Source organism: Paenibacillus sp. FSL K6-1318 (genome assembly GCF_037976905.1).
GTDB classification, from domain to species: Bacteria; Bacillota; Bacilli; order Paenibacillales; family Paenibacillaceae; genus Paenibacillus; species Paenibacillus amylolyticus_A.
The window spans coordinates 4,034,366-4,054,181 of the sequence record NZ_CP150270.1; the positions used below are offsets into that span (position 1 = coordinate 4,034,366).

Consider the following 19,816-nt stretch of genomic DNA (forward strand, 5'->3'; position numbering starts at 1 on the left):
GTTCTCCTTCCAAGTAACTCTGGTTTCTTTGTTGTAGTTACACTATAATACGTTTTATAGCTATACAAGTAATTAATATATTTCACAGGAGCTATAGACCACATCTATGACTACAAATTACGAACTATATAAAGTCTTTTATTGGGCCGCCAAAACGGGCAGTTTGACACAGGCTGCGAAAGCACTGTATATCACTCAACCCAGCGTCAGTCATGCCATCAAGCAGTTGGAAGAGAGCTTTGGTCTTACTTTGTTTTATCGAAATTCCAAGGGTGTAGCGTTGACACAGGAAGGTGTCAGTCTATACTCCTATATTGAACAATCCCAGATTCTGATCTCGCTTGCGGAAGAAAAAATGGCCGCACTGAAGAACCTCGACAATGGTGAATTGAGGATCGGTGGCAGTGACTCCTTATTTAAGCATTACATGTTGGCGTATCTGGAGGAATTCCATACCTTATACCCTAACATCAAGCTGCATCTGAGCCACGGAACCACGCCCGAAGTCATTACGTTTCTGAAAGAAGGCAAGATCGATCTTGGCGTTGTTCGCATGCCCATTGTTGATCCGCAGCTGGAAGTCAGAGAAAGCATTCAGTTGAAAGACTGCTTTGTAGCTGGGGAACGTTATGCTCAGTTGAAAGGTAAGGTCATGACGCTTGAGATGCTTCTTGAGCATCAACTGATTCTCTTCTCCCGGAACAGCCGGGTTCGGATGGCTATAACCGAGTTGTTTAACAGCTATAATTACACGTTGAAGCCTGAGATTGAGGTCGGTAGCGTTGATCTGCTGATTGAATTTGCACGTCGGGGACTGGGTATTTCCTATGTTACACGTGAATTTATCTCCAAAGAGCTGGAGGAAGGTTCTCTCTTCGAGATTCAGCTTGATGTCCCACTTCCCCCTTCCCATGTGGGGATTATGACCAAACGCAATATGCCGATTTCTCTGGCAGCCAACCGTTTTATGGATCTCATTTTCAAAGCCTAAGTGGCCACCCTGTCAAAAGGTACAACGAAGAGCCCCACCATCCAGTTATGGATGATGAGGCTCTTTGGCCTGCATAATGCTTATCCTAACGATTAATGACTCACCAGATAGGAAGCGTCCAATATCAAGGCAACCTTGCCATTACCCAGAATCGTTGCGCCAGACAGATGATTCATCGCACCCAGATACGTACCCAGCGTTTTAATCACAACTTCCTGATTCCCAATGATCTCATCTACTGCGTATGCTGCAATTTTGTCCACGGAACGCACGATCACGAGTGGAATGGTTTTAGATTTGCGGTCCGTTCGTGGATAATTCAATTTATCACACAGTCTGTGAAAGGGTACAATACGACCATGATTCAGAATCGCTTGTTGCCCTTGGATCATCTGAATATCTTCAGGTGAAATTCGAACAATCTCTGCGACGTTGTACATCGGCAAGATCAGAACACGACCCGATACTTTGACTAACAGACCTTTAATAATCGCCAAAGTAAGCGGTAGACGAATCGTAAACGTGGTGCCCACACCAACCTCCGTATCAATATCAATGATACCGTTGAGTCGTCCGATCTGACTACGCACGATGTCCATTCCAACGCCGCGTCCTGATACTTCACTGACAGAAGAAGCTGTTGAGAAACCAGGCTCAAATATGAGATGCACAGCTTCCTGTGTTGTTAGGCGCGCAGCCTGTTCCTCACTAATAATACCTTTGCCCAAAGCGGAAGCCTTGATCTTCTCACCATCGATGCCTTTGCCATCATCTGAATAACGAATGACGACATGATTTTCTTCGTGAAATGAGGTTAAGGTAATACGGCCTTTGGACGGCTTGCCGTGCTCTGCTCGAACCTCTACACTTTCAATGCCATGATCAGCACTGTTGCGGATGAGATGGATCAGTGGGTCACTCAACTCTTCAATAATCATCCGGTCAAGCTCCGTCTCTCCACCTTGAATGACCAGTTCCAGATCTTTACCCAGTTTCTGCGAAAGATCACGAACCAATCTCGGGAAACGGCTGAATAGTTGATCAATGGGTAACATACGTGTCTTCATGACACCTTCTTGAAGCTCTTTGATCACCCTGCCCATATGATCAGATACACCACTTATGCTCTGGATGAGTGAGGAAGGTTCCTTACGTGCTCCCGATCCACTAAGATCTGCAAGAGATGTCTGATCAATTAAAAGCTCTCCAACCAGGTTCATCAAATGGTCCAGACGTTCAACACTCACACGAACGGTAGGTTGAGCCGTTTTTACTTTCTCTTCCGGACCAGATGTAGCTGCGGTAGTGACGCTTGCTTTCGTTTGCTCTGTTTCCGAGATTAATTCAACTGGCGCAGAAGTCGCTGCAACCTCATTGGATTCCAGCATATAGGGATCAATCTCCAGCACATGAATATCCGAGTCTGAAGACAGCTCTGTCTTAAGCTGCTGTGGGTCCTTTGAAGTAGCCACGATGATGATGAACTGACCATAATGATCGTCTTCATTCTCCGCGCCCGGTTGGCTCTCCATGAGCGAAGTAGTGACAACCTTACCACAGATGTCCTCAATGCGTTGTCGCAAAATATGATATCTCGCCGCTTTCATCATGCACTTCTGCTCCAGCACAATGTGAATGGACAATAACTGCTTGCCTGAGACGACAGCCACCTGTGCCACAATCGATTCTGCTGGTTGCAATTGAGGAACTTTAAGTTTCCCGACTACTGCCGGGGTCTGAATTAAATCCTTTATTTCTCGTACTACCGCCCGAAAGTCTGCATAGGCTTCCCCACGGATGTACTGATCCCGAAGCACCTTCATCGCGTCCAAAGAGCGGAACAATGTATCAATTAGCTCCGAAGTGATTTCCGGTTTTTTCTCCCGGACCCATTCAAGGGCATACTCCACTTCATGCGTGAGGTCGCTTAATTCACGGAAATCCATTGTGGATGCCGATCCCTTGATGGTATGGGCTGCGCGAAACAATGTCTGAACCAGCTCTACAGAAGGAGAAAGCTCCAATGCCAGCAAAGACTGATCCATACGTTCCAGTTGATCATTCAGTTCTTCGATAAAGATGTCACGGTAGGCAGACAAATCCATCATTCGTGTATTCCTCCCTAACCGCCCAATATTTCGTCCAGTTTCAAAATGCCCACAAGCTTATCTTCCTGTTGACCGACACCATGGAAAAAGCCTTCACGGTTACGACCATAACCTCCGGTTGGCGGATGTATTTCCGAATATGTGGTTACCTTGTTCACGCGATCCACGATCAAACCAATATATTCATCCTGATGTCGAACTACGATAATACGAGTCGCTCTGGTGTCCGGTTCATCCGGCATACCCAGCAGATTACGAAGGCTCATCACACATACAACCTTGCCACGCAGATTGACTACCCCTTTGATCTCTGGACGGCTAAATGGGATATCTGTGATGCTCAGCATTTTAATAATTTCGTGAATTTCTTCGATTCGAATGGCGCAAGTCTCTGCACCTACAGACAGTTCAATATATTGTTCCTTCTGAAGTGAAGACATCGATTCACCCTCAATTCAAGTGGTTTATTGGGTTTTGAAGGCAGCTGCAGAATTCGCCAGCTCTTCCGCCAGATGTGCCAGAGACTGGCATGTTGCCGCTGTCTCTTCCGACGCTGCTGCGGATTCCTCACTGGAAGCCGAGATGGATTCAACTGAACTCATAACCTCTGCGGCTTGAGCAGCTTCTTCTTCACATGCAGCTGCAATTTCATTTACTTTCTGTGAGGAGTTATTGACCATATCAATGATCTGATCAAACGCCTGTCCAGTCATGGAAGACTGCTCAACACTAGCTGCTACGGCCTGTACGCTTTGTCTCGTGTTTTCCTGCATCGCTTTGATGATGGCTGTAATTTCTTTGGTCGCCTCACCGCTTCGCTCTGCAAGCTTCCGGACTTCATCTGCTACTACGGCGAATCCTCGCCCTTGCTCTCCCGCACGTGCCGCTTCAATGGCTGCATTCAGCGCAAGCAGATTGGTCTGTTCAGCGATATCGTCAATCACTTCAATGATGTCACCGATTTTCCGGGAATCATCTTCAAGCTTGGTCATTTTCGTATTAACAGCTTGCATGCCTTCCAATGAAGTCTGTACAACAAGTCCACCTTCACGAGCAGTCTTCACGGTATCATTGGACAATTCAGCAGCTTCTTCCGCACTTGCAGCAACGGAGTTAATAGCCAGTGAAAGCTCCTTGAACAATTCGGAGATGTTTCCTGCCTCGCTGGATTGGCTTGTACTGGTACTTGCAATTTCCTGCGTGCTGGCTGAGATCTGTTCCGAAGAAGCGGCAACACTTTGAGAGTTCATCACAATGTTATTAATTAACTCTCTCAGATTGTCTACCATACGGTTCAATGCGGCAGCGAGTTGACCTACTTCATCTTTGCTGGTGATGTCTGACTTGAGGGTCAGATTTCCGCCGGCAACTTCCGTAGCCAGACCCAACATAGCCATGAGCGGCTTCGAAATGGAGCGAGAGATGATATACCCAATGAGGATACTGAAGAGTACAGACAGAACCACAAGGATAATGGTTACTTTAAATGCCTGTGAATACGCAGCCTGGGACTGTATATTCGCCTGATCAGCCAAACTTTCGTTAAGGTCGATCAATTCGGTAAGGAGCCCTACAATTTTATCTCCTTGTGGTTTAAGCTCAGTTTTAAGGTAGGTATTAAAGGCAATTTGATCATCTGCGACAGCCAGGTTAGTTGCTCGTTCAAACATTGTTAAATATCCTGGATATTCCGCATCAAAATTACGGAGTAATTCTACTTCTTCAGGGGTTGTTGCAAGAGGACGATAGATGGCCAAACGATCATTCACACTCTGACGGATCGAAGCGATGTTCTCCGTGATCCGAGTTTTTTCTGTATCGACGGTTTCGAAGCTCAGGTCACGCACATTCACACGCATTCTTTGATATTCAATCTGAGCAGAGGATAATTCTTTCACAGAGATCAGATTGTTGTTGTACATCTCTTGCATTCGTTCGTTCGTACTTCTTAATGTAACCACTGAGTAGATTCCAAGGGCCGCAAGGATCATCGACACAATTAAAAACGCTGAGATAATCTTTGTTGCTGTTTTCAAATTTCCAAACCACTTCATGTAATCTCCTCCTAGGCATCGTAGTGTCCAGTTATGTATATAACGCTTGGTAAACCCTTCTCTAGGTCGCGCTCTAGACAACTTACGATTTATTTCGACAGAAATATATCAAAACTGAATAGGGAATTTTTAATTCTATAAATTTGCACTATTACGAATTTTTATTTTAGATATTAAGTTTCTACTATTTTATTAAGTAACTAACTAATTACCTGTTTATTAAAATCAAAATTTTCATATATACGAAATCTAGATATTTTTCAATCATATTACATATGATTTATTAGACATAACACTAGCAAAGTGTACAACTTCATTTTTATGATTTATTAAGATACACTCATGTAGTTCTTGGGTCTAACGACGATTACAATTTGTTTATAATTCATGTCTTAATTTCACATAAGTACTGTTCAACCCATGACTTAAGTCTAATGTTTTGCAACTTTAACTAATGCCTTTGTCATACAAAAAAATCAAACCCACATAAGGTGAGTTTGATTAAATATATATCAATTCTATGGATTTTAATGAATAAAACTACGTGTTGTACAACTGTTCCAATTCGATTAAGCGATCGTTAATCCGCTGTGGGATAATGCCAAACAACTGGTCCCAAGTCATGAACATCTCCGGTTTCAACAGATACTCATCGAACTCCATGGAAGGCACAAAGGCCTTGGTCTGCAGATAACTCGTTACTTGGGCATCAATCTGCTCATTCGTTTCAAAATACCCACGAAATAAATCATTCACGAGTAACCCATCACATCCAGCTTTGGTACCTGCGGCACTATATAAGTCTGGCAATAATTCAAACACAACTGGCAGCGGTGAGAAAGCGTGCTTGCCAGGCTGTGAATACAGACACACATGACGTCCAACCACATTAACTCGATCCTTCAGCAACCCCCGCAGCACTTTACCATGAAAGCTGGCTTCACAGTCCACAACTTCACCGTCATGACCCACATATATCCACACATGTTCCATCTCATACAGATGACCAATCTCATAATCCCACCAGATCGCAAACTCAATTACATATTGAACTGCTTCAGCCGGGAATTGAATATCCCTCTTGAACGAAGGCGAAGGTCCTGAACGATCCAGCACAGAAACGCCAACAAAATCCGGATAGAAGGGTTCGTTCCGGTCAAACATCAATACAGGTGCATAACTCATTGCAGTTTCAAGCATTTCTGTTTCGGACATTGCCATGGTCGGTATCCCCCATTTTCATCGATGTTACAACTATATTAACAGAGAATTGTATAGGTGTTAACGCATAGAATAAGCCCACAACCGGATAAGTTCCAGTTGCAGGCTTGAATGGTTCTATTTTATTAGAGAGGAATTGCCCCTAATCTTTAGATCCTTTGGTTGGTTTGGATGCATTGGATGGTTGGGTAGACAGGTCGGAAACAGCAGTATCACACCCTATTGGAGGGCCCAGAATGGCATCATTTTTAATGGATGCAACGGCTCTGGCATACGCCTCTTCATCCAAACAGTACGCGCGGTGAGCCACCTCCGGCGGTGTAGCTGCCAAGAAATCCGCTCCAAACACAATATCAGGCGTTGGTTGATCAAAGATAGTTAATACATATACATCATCTGTCTCAGCCACAAACCAGTGAAACCAGCCTTTCGGAAATACCACAACCTGACCTGGTTTCAGACGGTATGTCAATCGTTCACGCGTAAACGGGTTGAAGACAGACGCTGTAATTTCACCGGTGATGACCACAACCATCTCCGTGACATTGGTATGCCAATGAGGTTGAACAATAATTCCTTTGCTTAAGTACACGTTGAAGAAACCATTTGCAATGGTCGGCAGCTGTTCTCCAAACAACTGGGTTATATAGTTGCGTGAATCCCTCTGATAATTGACAACCGCATTAGAATCGGCAGCTAACGGAACATTCGGAGCTTGCAAAATCGGATCAATCATACAGTTATTTCTCCTCCTTGGGCATACATCTCATTGTTGTACTGTATGCCGAGGAAATGCGGCTCATACCTGTGTCCGTAGACATCGTTCATTTTAATAAAAATATTCAAGCAAGTGAGACTCTATCCCAAAATGGTAGTCTCTGAATGACTTTGATATAATTCATCTATTATTAGTTCTATAGAATACTTGGTTTACAAGTAGCTCAGCATCGAATGTTGCAGAACGAAAGGAGCATAACATGATCCCCCATGTTGGAGATGTGTACTGCGTGTACGTCGAAAAATTACAACAATATACCGCCTGCCAGGTCATTGGGCTGAAAGAAACGGAAGGTAAAGCTTCCGACACGCTGGCCTCTGTTCTTCAGTTGGATTGGACTGGTGATCAACTGCCTAATGAAATGCTGCTTCATCAGATGAAGCCATTGATCTGTAATTTTTACTTCTGGAATGATCGAGTTGACCATAGTTTCGTGAGTGCTACTGTTCCTTCACAGTATGTGCTTGTAGGCAACATACCTCCTCTCTACACCAAGGAAACAAATACGTATGGCGGAGGCTGGCCGATCGGAGAAAAGCTCTATCTCCAGCGTGAATGGGAAGGTATCGATGCGATCCGAAGAGCAGAGTTCAAACAAGCTGTGGATGATGACGAAGAAGTCATGATTGGCGAGCGTGTAATGCGGCGCAGTACGAGTACACTCCGTGATTTCAACCCTAAGTCTGAGGAAGATGTCACCGAACTCGCAAAGCTGCCTTGTCTAACACATATTGAAATGAATGGATATACGGAATCGATCTTTCCATTTATAGAGGACAACCCGTTTATTAATGAACTTCATATCATAAATCATGGCCAAACGATTCTGGATATCAGCAAGAGCCACCTGACCAAACTTATTGTGGATGTCAGCGGGTTGAGGGAGTTAATTTTGAACACGAAGATGACTAGTCTGAATTTCACAGGTGAGCTGTCTCCTGATCTGCGTATCGTGGCTCATGAAGACGGTAAATGCATCACTCTGAATGTTCCATCGAGCCTGCCACAGGTTACGGGTATCTGCCGACTTGAAGGTCTGTATATCCGAGATATCACCGAACTTAATCTGGAGCCACTTGTGCAGTACTATCCAGAGCTTTCAGAATTGCGATTGTGGGGTAAACCCGGCAATGTATCCAATATAGAAACGATTCAGCATTTGGCGAATTTGCAAACCTTCACTATATATGATCTGTTCGGCTTCAATGGTGAACAATTCCCTGATCCAGAGCAACTTCCAGAATTGACTACGCTATGGCTTACCAGTCTGCCTGCCGATGCAGCCAAGTCGATCAAAACAAAATATAAAAAATTTGCTGCTGCCGGATTTGATGTGGAGATCACCAAAGGACGCAAACCGGAATGGCTTGCGGAGAACCTGAACAATCCGTTTCGGGATTGGGATGGACGGGACCACATCAAGGCAGCACACGCGAAAAAAGCAGCTCAATTGTACAAGCAGTGCTTGAAGGAAATCCGTCAATTAAGTCAAGATTGCAACAATCAGGAAGCTATGCACAAACAGCTCGTCTCCATGGTTGAGAACTACACACAGACCTTCAACAAGATGGATGCCAAGACCGGCTTTATTGAAACTGTTGAGCGGGAAGAGATTTATGTTGTTCTTGAGGGGTTGCTAGATCAGTTGAATGAGCAATCGGAACTGCATCAAGATGATTCAGTTAAGGTTAATCACGAGGAATTATTTGAGGTATTTGATCGTTTGAGGGACTTCTAGGTTACATGTTTCGATTCGTTCAGTCACTAGGGCGGCAATATTTCATCCAAAAAATCAGCTATTTACGCAATAGAGGGTTCTGTAATGAATTTTGCAGGATCCTCTTTTTATGAATACATTTTCTTCTACTATATTTATCCCTTTACGTATAATTTAATATAACATCAACGAGTATAAGCAGGGCTAAGGTGAAGATTCTCAATGTATTCTGTTTCACGGTATGTGTAGTTGTTCTTATTTTAACCGCCATTTTCATAGATATAAGCTACCTATGACAACTTACCAACCTCATGAATTCGACATCTTCTGTCTCTAAAAACTGAAGTTACTATTCCTCCCCCTTCCTTAAGAAAGAATTTGTTTTATTTATCTTTTTTTCTCGAATGCGATCCATGAATAATACGATACCCAGAATAGTAACGGAAATATCGCTACTGCAATATAGCGTTTATCATGAGGGAGCGTAAAGATAGTAACAATGGCGATCGGTAAAATAATGGCAAGTAGAATTAAATATTTGCCCCAATGTCTTTTTAATATCTCCAACCCCTCCTTAATCGATTTTTTTTTACTTGATAAAGATACGACGAACATCTTTTTTTGTATTAAATTAACAGAGCATGTACTATATTAACAAGCGTTTAATAGGAGGTATATATTCAATGGAGGTTACATTATGTAAAGCAGATTTAAAAGATGCAGCGACTATTCATGAAATGAAAGTCAAAGCATTTATGCCTTTGTTGGAAAAATATCAGGATTTTGAAACAAGCCCCGCCAATGAAACCGTAGAAAGAATTGTTACTCAACTCAATCAATCTTGTACAGATTATTTTATAATTCTTCATCTTGAAGTTGCTATTGGTGGAATTAGAATCGTGAGAAAAGATAATCAAATCTACAGTGTTAGCCCCATTTTTATACTGCCAGAACATCAAGGAAAAGGAATTGCTCAAAAAGTCTTTATAATGGTTGAGCAGATTTATGATGAGGCGAAATCATGGAAATTGGGTACCATCTTACAAGAGAAAGGAAACTGTTATTTGTATGAAAAGATTGGCTATAAAAAAACGGGTGCAACAAAAGTGATTAACGACAAAATGACAATGGTATTTTATGAAAAGCATTTATAGATGAATAACCATTGGATTAAGTTAACTACCTTACGGTGGACGGTTAACGTTTATATGAAATTCAACAATCAATTTTAACATAGCTGATCACTGTGTTGCCTTCTTAAGTTTTATTAAGCTAAGGCTTCGATAAATAAGCATTGAGCAATCATACTGTTAGTCCAAGCTTATTAATGAGTAGATCACCTTGTTCGATTTTCAATGTGTTCTTTTCTTGTTTGAATTCCCAACCAATTTCATTTGCATGCCTTATTAAAAGTTTGCAATTCCTAGGTCTGTGCGGGTTAAAGTACCAACTACCTTCCCATGTAAATAAGGCTTCAAAATATGTGGTTTTAGATGAATAAACCTTAAAATTAACAAACTTATTACTAGGAATCTCATTGATAACACAATGAAATTGATAACCATTTACCATTATCTTTTTAGCTCTCTTACTGAATGCCTTTCCCATACATATGAACTTCCTGAAACACAATAGTTTTTCAAGCATGATGAGTCATACCTTAGTCCGAAATTACATATTGGAACTATACTGCCCGTTAGCTTAATCTTGAACTTATTCGAATAACTCTCTGAGCATCCTATCCTTATTATTCACAAACTCTTTCATAATCATAAAATGGTCGGTTTCTTCCAATAATTGAACCTCGATACCATCTGGCTTTAGATTGTAAATAATCGAATCTGGATATGCCATAAGGATTGGGGAATGGGTCGCAATAATAAATTGAGAGTTTTGCAAAACAAGGTCATGGATTCGTGTCAGCATCGCCATTTGGCGAAGGGGAGACAATGCAGCCTCAGGCTCATCCAGTATATATAATCCATTCTCCCCGAATCGATGAATGAACGTGGAAAAGAACGACTCTCCATGCGATTGCTCATGCAAGGACTTGCCACCGTACGAATCTTTAATAGGGCGACCGAATGAAGGTTGGCTGTCCAACTCATCGATCGTCGTGGCTAAATTATAATAACTTTCTGCCCGGAAAAAGAAGCCATCCCTCGGGCGTCGCGGACCTCTGACTAATTGTATATATTCATATAAGCTCGAGTGGGTAGCCTGGGTTGAGAAGGAAAAGTTGATCGTCCCACCCTCCGGGTTAAAACCCCATGCGACAGCAATGGACTCCATCAGTGTTGATTTACCCATCCCATTTTCACCTACGATATAGGTTACCTTGGGGTGGAAATCAAGAGTATTCAGGCTTCGAATGACTGCCAAATTAAAGGGGTAACGATTATAAGTGGGTACTTGGTGCTTCTTAAGCTGAATTTGTCGTAAATAGGAATGCTGTACATTCAATATAGTTCACTCCCTTTAGTTCACTCCATCAATCAAATAATACCACATACCGAAACTACCCTGCCCGTTAGTTCAATAAGATAGATGAACAGTATCATCCGGGTCTGAACCAGCTGATCCCCATACTTCCCCTTCAGGATTTACGGAAAAAGGTTGCTGTACCGTTGCGCCTCCAGAAACAATATAGTGAGAGGGTTTGCTCTCATGTTCGCTTAAAGAATTGGTATGGGTTGTACTTTCGGACTTGCTTGATAATACACCAGATTTTGGAGTAGGCATATTCTCTTGAGTTGAACTTGTTGAATCACAGGCAGTTGCTGTCGCTGCTGTTAAGGCTAATGATACAACAGTAAAAAATAGTCTCTTTTTCTTCAATACTTCATCCCTCGTATTCTTTTTCATTTATTTATTCTAAAACCTATAAGAAGTTCCTCGTTATTAACAACACTATCAATCAATAAAAGTTACACTTGTAATTCGCAAGATGGCATTGAGTTAACCTGCCGTTTCTGCAACAAAAGCAGCAGATCACATTGATCAGCTGCTTTCTTCGTATTATTGAGCTATGTTTCCTCTTAGCTTAACCAATTTTAGTTTCGAACGAATTCAGCAGAAACAACAGTTTTGTTCCATTCCACATGGATGGTGTATGAGCCGGGCTCCAGATTCGAAAATGTCTTTATATCTGTATAGTCCTGACCAGACTCCAAATCAATATAGTCTTTTGTTGGTACAACACCTTCGTCTACTACTTTGTTGTTTTTTATCAACTTATACCTTGCTCCGCCAATAACATTCACTATTTTTTCACTTTGATTTTTGAAAGTATACATTATTTTAGTATCTGATCCTACGTTTTCTACCTTAAGGGAACCGACTAACTTAGATTGATTTGTATTTCTGTTTGGCCCGTATGGTTCCTTTTTAAAAATATCTGTGGCTACTGGTTCAGTGTGTATTGGTTCTGACTTAGTATTTTCCTTTGTACAGCCTACCAAAATCATGCACACTACTAAAACTAACATTATGATGGAGCTATTCATCTTCGTCATTCATATCATCTCCGTATAATTAGACGAAACTTTCTTGAATAGGTTGCTTAGTTGAACAAGAAACTTTCTCCTTTAGAATATTTCATAAAATAATGTTGAATAACTGATGGAAGACTAGTAGCCAAAGATTGTTGTTCGTTTGGATTTAAAGAATGAAATGCAAAAGTCCTTATTATTGACCATATAAAGAAAGCTTCTAATAACTCTATATAATTTTCTTGTAGTTGATTTACTTTATTATATGATTTAATGAATATTTTCCTGTTTTCAACTGAAAGATGCAGAAATGTTTCTGCCATATCAAATAAATAAAAGCCATAACCACAATTCGAAAAATCTATGGGTCGAGGAATATCTTCATAAAACACATAATTACTCTCGTGAAGATCGGAATGAATGATTCCCCAATTACACTGCTCTCCTGTATGTCCTTGTATCATTTTTGCTATTGTATGTGCTGACTCTTCCACATAAGCAAATGCTTCACTTGACATAAGTTCTAAATTTACCAACTGTTTTAATTGATTAAGTGAAGAATATAAATGATCGGTATTGTATATTGGTCTATTAAAGCCGTCAGGTGCATTCCACCTCATAGAATGTTTATGTAAATCCGCCATTAAAAGAGCCAAATTGGCAGTTTCATTACTTGTTGGCTCTCTATTAAGCACCTTACCATTAACCCACTGGTGAACAGTCACAAGGAAGTTATTATCATTATGATCAGTTGATATAACTGTGACCAGATCTCCTTCAAGATTCCTTATAGGATTAGGTACAACAAGACCTGTATCTTCATCCAAGGCTTCAAGCCACATGAGTTCTGATTCGATATTTTCCTTTGAGTAATTGGAACTCTTCGAAATATGGATTTTGATAAGAAACTTCGGATTATCGTATTTTGTATGAACTCGGAATGTAACATTATCACTTTCCCCGAGGTATACAATTTCACTAAAAATTATCGGGTATTGAATTAAGGCTTCTTTCGCTACCTTCGTATAATCCTCTTCAGAAAACATAACATACACCCCAGTTGTTTCCATTTTTATAAAATGATTATATCAGGAATATTTATGTTATGAGGACCAAGATTGATTATAAACAAACTCTACTGTCCATCAGTTTGAAAAGATGCGCGTTGCACAGTATCGTCTGGATGCAACAGAAAAAGACCAAAAATTAATTAATATGTTGGCGACTTAGGTAATTCCTTATCAACTATCGTCTCCCGTTAGTTCAATATCCTAGCATAAGTAGTCGTAAAAGGTTAAAAGAAAATTAACGTTAATAATCTAATATCTTAACGATCTTATTTCCTGCCTCTAAAGTACTTTTCGTCAGCCTCATGCGTGCAGGTTGGTTTAACGGTCTAGCGATTTACATTGGAAATATTTACTCATTAAACTGTCTTCTCATCTTTGTTAAAGTGGATAAGCATTATGAAGACAAAGACAGGAGCTTTTATTGACATGAATGTACTTACCAAATCCATCATTGGTCTGCTTTGCGCGACGACATTCGCGGGCGCGTATTTCAGTTATACGGAGCATCAAACTAATCGACAATGGGAGCAGCAGCAACAGCGTAATAAGCAATACTGGTCGCATATACAATCAATCCACTTGCGCAATTTCGACTATGCACTCGCGGAGTCCCTTGCGGCAGCTTCGTTTTCAGATCGGCAAGCAGCCCTTCAATCTGCGATTGAAAATGTCAATCTTATAGTGCAATTTGTAAGTAGTGCTTCTGCTACAACAAACTCTCAATCTTGGCCAGTGTACGAATCGTTTATCACGAACGGGAGCCGCTATTTGGCCTACCCCGCCAGCGAGAAGGAAATTTCGCTCAACCCGAATCAATTAGAACAAATTCAGCGTCTGAGAAAGTTCGCGAGGACCGCCCTACCGTATTTTGATCTGATGAGAGAGAAAGGTGATCGGACCACTTTATCGGATATAGAACGGATCTCGGCCGAAATGGAAGAGGCCTTGTCTCAACTCGATTCGGTCTACACATATGGAAATAAAGCTTTTAACGAGTTCCTGTACAATCAGAATCCTTACATACCTCCGAAGCCAGGAACCGTTTTCGCCGGTGAAACCACTTATAATGCTACGGAGCTTGCGGCAAAAGCAAAAATATTCATGGGCGAAGCCTGGAATACAGGAGCAGGTAAGCAAATCGTTAACATGGTCTCCGGCGGGAGCAGCCCCCAATTAGGAGAATTCATGGATTTCAAGTTATCGGACACTACTGGAAAACCAACCAGCTCCTATATTGCAACACTGAGTAAAAGCGGACACGTGCTTCAAGTGACACGCGACGGCTCGATCTCCGAAGAAGGAGTTGTAGAGCAATCTATGGACTTAAAGCAGGCTATCGCGGCTGCGGACACCTGGATGGCGCGCTGGTCTGACGAACGTCTGGCCATAGTAGCAAAAGAAATAAAAGATACCTCAATTTATCTCACGTATATTCCGGTTCGGAAACAAGTTTCCATTCCGCAGATGCAAGTCGTATGGCAATTTAATCGCCGTACCGGTGCGTTGAAGAGTTTTGATGCGTATAGTTATTTTTACAATTACAATAAAACCTTCCCACTTCACCCGAAACTGACAGCGGAGCAAGCCTCTGAGAAGCTAAGCTCAAAAGTAACCGTCTCGGGTAAGCCAAAGCTGGAGATCCACAACAGCAAGCTTGTATACGCATTTTCCGTCACTGGGATCGAAGGCGTCTCTCGCGTATACGTAAACGCCCTCACAGGCGCTGACGAAGGCATCGATTACAACCTGTAACTACAACAAAACTAAGCAACCCCACGAACACCTCGCTGCAGGAAGTCTAGATTTTTGCCTGCCGATGTAGGGCCACCACTTCAAACAAAAAGCAGCTGATCACGTTGGTCAGCTGCTTACTTGTTTTATTAAGCTATGGTTTCCCGTTAGCTTAATAATGTCGCCTTGGTGCGGTCCCTATTAATCATTATGGAGACCCATTTCCAAACAACTCTTGAATTTTTATTGTCAATTCCTCGTTGTGCATGTTATAGAGTAGCAACAGTTTTATCTCAAACCCAAATTTGTTACATCTGAGATAATTTTGTTCCCCGAAGTACCAAATGATATAATTGGATAGCGTTTATGATCGTTTACCCAACTATTCCTTCTCTAGCCTAGATCTGTTTTCTGCAATTACCCTTAAAAGCTACTCTGCATCACTATTTTGACAGCCTGTATACAGGCCACAGTGCCAACTTCAAAATTTTGCTACCCCAAAAAGCCAAAACAGTCGTACCTGTCCATGAACTCCGCTTATTCTGGCTGTACTGGTCATTGATAATATAGGTTCGGGTGGAAGTAGGGCTTTTCAGACCGAGCTTTTCCCACTCTGCAGGATCATTTGAACCTCCAAGCTTTAAAAGCATATTCGTAGACTCCTTATTGATTTTATCCGGAATTTGCTCGTAGGCCTGGGTAATTTTCGTATGGAATTCGTCGATTGGATTCCGGCTAGCAATGCTCTCCAAATGGATGCTTTCGCGAAGGTAAGAAACATATGCCAGATGTTCAGCCCAGAACTCATCGATATAAAAAAGCCGTACCCGCTGCTCTGAAGGGCTCATTGGCAGCTCGCCTTTTAAAATTCTGAGTCGCTCAGCGTGTAGAATTCGCCTCTGATCCTCCACCATATCGGAATAACTGTTCAGTTCCTGATGGATATCGAAGTTTTGGCCCATAATAACGCGCTGAACATGCTCGATTTTACTGCGGAGCATCGACTCCTCGAGAGCCTCCTCCTGCCGAGGAGCGCGAACCACTTTGTGGATTCCGAACTGAAGCATTAACTCGTCCTCTAAGCTGACGAAAAATACGGAAGCTCCCGGGTCGCCCTGGCGGCCGGAACGCCCGCGTAGCTGATCGTCAATCCGCACGCTTTCGTTCACATATGTACCTATCACGTATAATCCTCCCAGCTTGGCGACAACTTCTGCCTTCTCCGGGTTGCCGCCGCCGAGCCTAATGTCAACGCCGCGTCCTGCCATATTTGTAGACACCGTTACGGCGCCGATTTCTCCTGCTTTAGCTATGATTTTGGCTTCTATTGCGTCGTTTTTTGCATTCAGAACATGGCATTGTACATTGGCGCTCACCAGCGCCTCCGCCAGCTTGTCAGACTCCTCAACGCTAGACGTACCAATGAGAATCGGACGTCCCGTCGCATGGATGGATGAAATTTCTTGTACAAGCGCCTTTAGTTTGGCTTCTTTATGAGTGAAAATTCGGTGCGGGTGATCGATCCGTATGTTTGGCTGATTCGGCGGAATTTTCACAACCTGCAGCGCATAAATGTTCTCAAATTCCATTGCTGCAGCCTGCGCCGTAGCCGTCATTCCGCAAATTCCTGGATACAGACTAATGAAGTGTTGAATGGTAATCGTCCCGAGAATTTTCCCTCCCGCCTTCCATTCCAGTCCTTCTTTAGCCACAAGCGCAGCTTGCAGTCCATCCGGCAAATACCTGTTCTCTGCTACACGACCGGTATATTCATCAATTAATTGGATTTGACCATCTCTCACGATGTAATTGACATCTTTCTTTAATAAGGTTTCCACATGCAGCGCACAGTTCAAGGACGTTAAGAAATGACTATTATGGCTATCGTACAAGTTGCCGCTTCCGAGCAGCGACTCCACCTTCGCAGCGCCAGCTTCATTCAAATAAACGTTCCGCTGAAACTCGTCGAATTCGTAATGCTCTACTTCGTCGAGCTGCCGAGCCACTTCTGCAAAACGAAGGTCGTCTCTCTTGGAAGAGCTCGACTCGCCGCTGATGACTAGCGGCACCCGCGCTTCGTCAAGAAGCAATGAATCCGCTTCGTCGACGATGACGTAGTGGAATGGACGATGCACCGTATCAGCTTCGTTTAAGGAGATTGTGTCGCGTAAATAATCAAATCCCGCTTCTTTAGCCGTCACATAGGTTATATCGTTGGCGTATGCTTCCTGTTTCTCGCAAAGGCTCATACCAGCTTGAACTGAGTTTACACTTAATCCGAGAAAACGATAGATCGGACCCATCCACTCGGCATCTCGACTTGCCAAATAATCGTTAAACGTCAGCACATGAACGCCTTGGCCAGTCAGCGCATTTAGGTAAGCAGGCATAACAGCAGAGAGTGTTTTTCCTTCGCCCGTATGCTGCTCGATTAAAAATCTCTCATGCAAAGCTATGGCAGCCATGATCTGCTCATTGTAAGGCTGTAATCCGAGCTTTCTCTTCCCTACCTCGCAGACCAGCGCATAGGCGTCGACAAGTAGTTCATCTAAAGGTGTTCCCCACTTTGCTTCCTTTTTCAAGCGGAGAGATTCCTCTTGGAGCCGCTGATCGTCCCAAGCCTCCAAATTCCGTTTTCTGATGAGTTCCACCTTGCCTCGATAGCCTTTTAACTGTTGCCGGGTATCGCGGTCTTTGAATCTCCGCATCAAGTTGACGACTATACTCACTGGTTTATTCCCTCCTCGGTCATGATGCTGCTTTCTTTCAGAAAGCTTGTCCTATTAAATTGCATTCTCGTTCCGTCAAAGGCTGCCTAAGCGTAAGATATGACTTTACATACGTACTCACTTGGTGTAAGTTTCCATAAAATCTCAAAATATTGAATTAAATGATTTGGTATATTCGTGAGATATCCATCTTAAGGTAGTCGATCAATACACCAGTAACTCAAATACTTATATTGATTTCCTATTTGCTTTGACTTAAAAATTCCAGAAGCATTTAAATAACCTACTCTTTAGCTTAATGATAATTCGTTAAATTAGTTGTTTGACTGATTTAGGTACAGGTAAACAGAATCCCGAGTCTGTCCGATTAACATGCGCAATCACTATAGTTTGCCAACGGGTTCATTTCGTTTTTGAAACGCCTGTATCACACTTGAACCTCTAGACATCTTCACCAACAGCAGGTTCCATGTTCTCATTCCTTATTTTTCGTTTTGCCTGCCTTTTCCACGATCGTTCCAAACCCATAAATTCGCTTGTCATACGGGGTCAACTTTCTCTACGAGCCCAAACATGGTCTTATGGAGGTAGTGGGAGAACTGTTTTTGTTACGAGGTCATAGCCCTAAGCCGCCATATTCTCCCGGCTCCCCCATCGTAAAACGACTACAAAAAAAGGCCAACCAGTAATTACGGCTAACCTGATCATACGAAATACTACCTTTTTCATTAAAAACCTCATGTATACTGACTAATAGCTTCCAATCATTATTTTATAAAACAGTAAAAGTTGAACAATTAACCTATTAACTCTCTACCTGCTTATTATAGGAATAATTACATTTGATCAAAAAAATCTGCAATTTGTTTAGCCGGATCTGCCAAGAACTCTTCAAATGTAGCTAAAGTTCCATGTTCTTGATGCTCAATGTCTGCATATCCAATCATTTTTTTGCTCGGATTCCAGACAATCAGGATATGTGAGTATTGATCGATGTCCGAGGAAATACGCAGTAGCTTCTGTCTGCCCATTTTCATCTCCACGGTATCAATTAGATGAAAGAATTCTATATATCGGATGCCTGATTCACTATCTGGCAAGTCTATTCTTCGGGTACCACTAGTTAGAAAATTAATAAGTTGCTGCGGAAGTTTATAAGACTTCAATGCATGCAATTTGTTGCTCATATCATGAAATTCTTGAGGTTCATGCCCCTTTAGAAATTCGGCCATTTCTTCATTTTTCTGACTCACTGCAATCGTGTACGCCCTCTCTCCATCCTTCTCCTGAATAGTCACATCTGCTCCTTGGTCCACCAGATATCGAACCATTTTCATGTTATTAAGTCGTGCAGCTACGGTAAGAGGTGTCGCCTTATACGGGTATACCATATCTGGTTCATTGTAATTGACGTCTACCCCTTCATCCAGCAAATACTGGACTGTCTTCATATCGTGATCAGCTACAGCCTTGCGTAACGTTTTGCCTCCATATTTACGAATATCCAACCCCAGCTCGTTCAGCACGGTTATATTTTTTTTGTTACCATAGTAGGCTTCATCATATGCACTGGATTTGACCCGATTAAGTCCATTTAACTTGGCACCTTGCTGGTACAGGTATCGCACCATTTCTTCTCCACAATATCTAACTGCTTTAAGGATCGCCGGATTATTTTTGACATTCAGTTTAACTCCGTGCTCGAACAACAATTTAACCACTTCCAGTTGATTGCAGATTAAGGCAAGGTCTAGCGGCGTTAATGCTATGTATTTGCTGAGTGTGATCTCTTCTTCGAGACCCAGGCCCTGCTTAATGAATTGTTCTACAGCACCGGTGTCTCCCTCATATATTGCCCTAGCTTGATCAGGAAGCGTTTCGAACGATCCTTGATTTCCGATTTTGAACAAAGGTGTACCCTCCTAC

16 protein-coding genes are annotated in these 19,816 nt (G+C 42.3%); 4 read left to right on the plus strand and 12 right to left on the minus strand.

All coding sequences use genetic code 11. The features are described from left to right. Nucleotides 1-106: 106 nt before the first annotated feature. On the plus strand, nt 107-991 hold the full coding sequence (locus NYE45_RS17740) for a LysR family transcriptional regulator (protein WP_062835045.1): 885 nt from the start codon (nt 107-109) through the stop codon (nt 989-991). A 92-nt stretch (nt 992-1,083) separates the two neighbouring features. Here the strand turns inward: NYE45_RS17740 and NYE45_RS17745 are convergent, their stop codons facing one another. From NYE45_RS17745 to NYE45_RS17765, 5 genes are all read right to left on the minus strand, one after another. Beyond that, a complete protein-coding gene (locus tag NYE45_RS17745; RefSeq protein WP_340013457.1) occupies nt 1,084-3,099 on the minus strand; it encodes a chemotaxis protein CheA in 2,016 nt (671 codons plus the stop codon). Nucleotides 3,100-3,113: 14 nt separating this feature from the next. Beyond that, complete coding sequence (locus NYE45_RS17750) at nt 3,114-3,539, minus strand: chemotaxis protein CheW (protein WP_062835047.1); 426 nt, start codon at nt 3,537-3,539, stop codon at nt 3,114-3,116. A 24-nt stretch (nt 3,540-3,563) separates the two neighbouring features. After that, nucleotides 3,564-5,153, minus strand: coding sequence for a methyl-accepting chemotaxis protein (locus NYE45_RS17755; RefSeq protein WP_340013459.1), 1,590 nt, complete (start codon nt 5,151-5,153; stop codon nt 3,564-3,566). Nucleotides 5,154-5,693: 540 nt separating this feature from the next. Next, entirely contained in the window at nt 5,694-6,374 is a 681-nt protein-coding gene (locus NYE45_RS17760) for a hypothetical protein (protein WP_340013461.1), read from the minus strand. 142 nt (nt 6,375-6,516) lie between these two features. After that, the gene (locus NYE45_RS17765; RefSeq protein ID WP_062835050.1) at nt 6,517-7,110 is read right to left on the minus strand and encodes a cupin domain-containing protein; all 594 of its coding nucleotides are present in this window, start codon (nt 7,108-7,110) and stop codon (nt 6,517-6,519) included. Between the two features lie 241 nt (nt 7,111-7,351). On the opposite strand from NYE45_RS17765, the gene NYE45_RS17770 reads away from it, so the two are divergent. Both NYE45_RS17770 and NYE45_RS17775 read left to right on the plus strand, forming a co-directional pair. Then, nucleotides 7,352-8,890 (plus strand): hypothetical protein, encoded by a 1,539-nt coding sequence (locus NYE45_RS17770; protein WP_340013463.1) that lies wholly within the window; start codon nt 7,352-7,354, stop codon nt 8,888-8,890. Between the two features lie 662 nt (nt 8,891-9,552). Further along, nucleotides 9,553-10,023 (plus strand): GNAT family N-acetyltransferase, encoded by a 471-nt coding sequence (locus tag NYE45_RS17775; protein ID WP_340013464.1) that lies wholly within the window; start codon nt 9,553-9,555, stop codon nt 10,021-10,023. Nucleotides 10,024-10,171: 148 nt separating this feature from the next. Here the strand turns inward: NYE45_RS17775 and NYE45_RS17780 are convergent, their stop codons facing one another. The 5 genes from NYE45_RS17780 to NYE45_RS17800 all read right to left on the minus strand — a co-directional run bounded on the left by NYE45_RS17780 (nt 10,172) and on the right by NYE45_RS17800 (nt 13,406). Next, entirely contained in the window at nt 10,172-10,477 is a 306-nt protein-coding gene (locus tag NYE45_RS17780) for a hypothetical protein (RefSeq protein WP_340013465.1), read from the minus strand. A 105-nt stretch (nt 10,478-10,582) separates the two neighbouring features. Then, the gene (locus tag NYE45_RS17785; RefSeq protein ID WP_340013466.1) at nt 10,583-11,332 is read right to left on the minus strand and encodes an AAA family ATPase; all 750 of its coding nucleotides are present in this window, start codon (nt 11,330-11,332) and stop codon (nt 10,583-10,585) included. 72 nt (nt 11,333-11,404) lie between these two features. Then, complete coding sequence (locus tag NYE45_RS17790) at nt 11,405-11,734, minus strand: hypothetical protein (protein WP_340013467.1); 330 nt, start codon at nt 11,732-11,734, stop codon at nt 11,405-11,407. Nucleotides 11,735-11,922: 188 nt separating this feature from the next. Further along, nucleotides 11,923-12,384 (minus strand): hypothetical protein, encoded by a 462-nt coding sequence (locus tag NYE45_RS17795; RefSeq protein WP_340013468.1) that lies wholly within the window; start codon nt 12,382-12,384, stop codon nt 11,923-11,925. 47 nt (nt 12,385-12,431) lie between these two features. Next, entirely contained in the window at nt 12,432-13,406 is a 975-nt protein-coding gene (locus NYE45_RS17800) for a phosphotransferase (protein ID WP_340013469.1), read from the minus strand. Nucleotides 13,407-13,805: 399 nt separating this feature from the next. Here NYE45_RS17800 and NYE45_RS17805 point away from each other — a divergent pair, with 399 nt between their 5' ends. Further along, nucleotides 13,806-15,182, plus strand: a complete 1,377-nt coding sequence (locus tag NYE45_RS17805) for a PepSY domain-containing protein (protein WP_340013470.1) — start codon at nt 13,806-13,808, stop codon at nt 15,180-15,182. A 422-nt stretch (nt 15,183-15,604) separates the two neighbouring features. Here the strand turns inward: NYE45_RS17805 and secA2 are convergent, their stop codons facing one another. Both secA2 and NYE45_RS17815 read right to left on the minus strand, forming a co-directional pair. Continuing rightward, nucleotides 15,605-17,890, minus strand: a complete 2,286-nt coding sequence (secA2, locus tag NYE45_RS17810) for an accessory Sec system translocase SecA2 (RefSeq protein WP_340013471.1) — start codon at nt 17,888-17,890, stop codon at nt 15,605-15,607. Nucleotides 17,891-18,726: 836 nt separating this feature from the next. Further along, nucleotides 18,727-19,800 (minus strand): ankyrin repeat domain-containing protein, encoded by a 1,074-nt coding sequence (locus tag NYE45_RS17815; protein ID WP_340013472.1) that lies wholly within the window; start codon nt 19,798-19,800, stop codon nt 18,727-18,729. Nucleotides 19,801-19,816 lie beyond the last annotated feature (16 nt).

What these genes read in the sequence shown, in the direction of transcription:
- NYE45_RS17740 (WP_062835045.1), top strand. Translation starts at nt 107, where the DNA reads ATGACTACAAATTACGAACTATATAAAGTCTTTTATTGGGCCGCCAAA.
- NYE45_RS17745 (WP_340013457.1), bottom strand. Translation starts at nt 3,099, where the DNA reads ATGATGGATTTGTCTGCCTACCGTGACATCTTTATCGAAGAACTGAAT.
- NYE45_RS17750 (WP_062835047.1), bottom strand. Translation starts at nt 3,539, where the DNA reads ATGTCTTCACTTCAGAAGGAACAATATATTGAACTGTCTGTAGGTGCA.
- NYE45_RS17755 (WP_340013459.1), bottom strand. Translation starts at nt 5,153, where the DNA reads ATGAAGTGGTTTGGAAATTTGAAAACAGCAACAAAGATTATCTCAGCG.
- NYE45_RS17760 (WP_340013461.1), bottom strand. Translation starts at nt 6,374, where the DNA reads ATGGCAATGTCCGAAACAGAAATGCTTGAAACTGCAATGAGTTATGCA.
- NYE45_RS17765 (WP_062835050.1), bottom strand. Translation starts at nt 7,110, where the DNA reads ATGATTGATCCGATTTTGCAAGCTCCGAATGTTCCGTTAGCTGCCGAT.
- NYE45_RS17770 (WP_340013463.1), top strand. Translation starts at nt 7,352, where the DNA reads ATGATCCCCCATGTTGGAGATGTGTACTGCGTGTACGTCGAAAAATTA.
- NYE45_RS17775 (WP_340013464.1), top strand. Translation starts at nt 9,553, where the DNA reads ATGGAGGTTACATTATGTAAAGCAGATTTAAAAGATGCAGCGACTATT.
- NYE45_RS17780 (WP_340013465.1), bottom strand. Translation starts at nt 10,477, where the DNA reads ATGGGAAAGGCATTCAGTAAGAGAGCTAAAAAGATAATGGTAAATGGT.
- NYE45_RS17790 (WP_340013467.1), bottom strand. Translation starts at nt 11,734, where the DNA reads ATGAAAAAGAATACGAGGGATGAAGTATTGAAGAAAAAGAGACTATTT.
- NYE45_RS17795 (WP_340013468.1), bottom strand. Translation starts at nt 12,384, where the DNA reads ATGACGAAGATGAATAGCTCCATCATAATGTTAGTTTTAGTAGTGTGC.
- NYE45_RS17800 (WP_340013469.1), bottom strand. Translation starts at nt 13,406, where the DNA reads ATGTTTTCTGAAGAGGATTATACGAAGGTAGCGAAAGAAGCCTTAATT.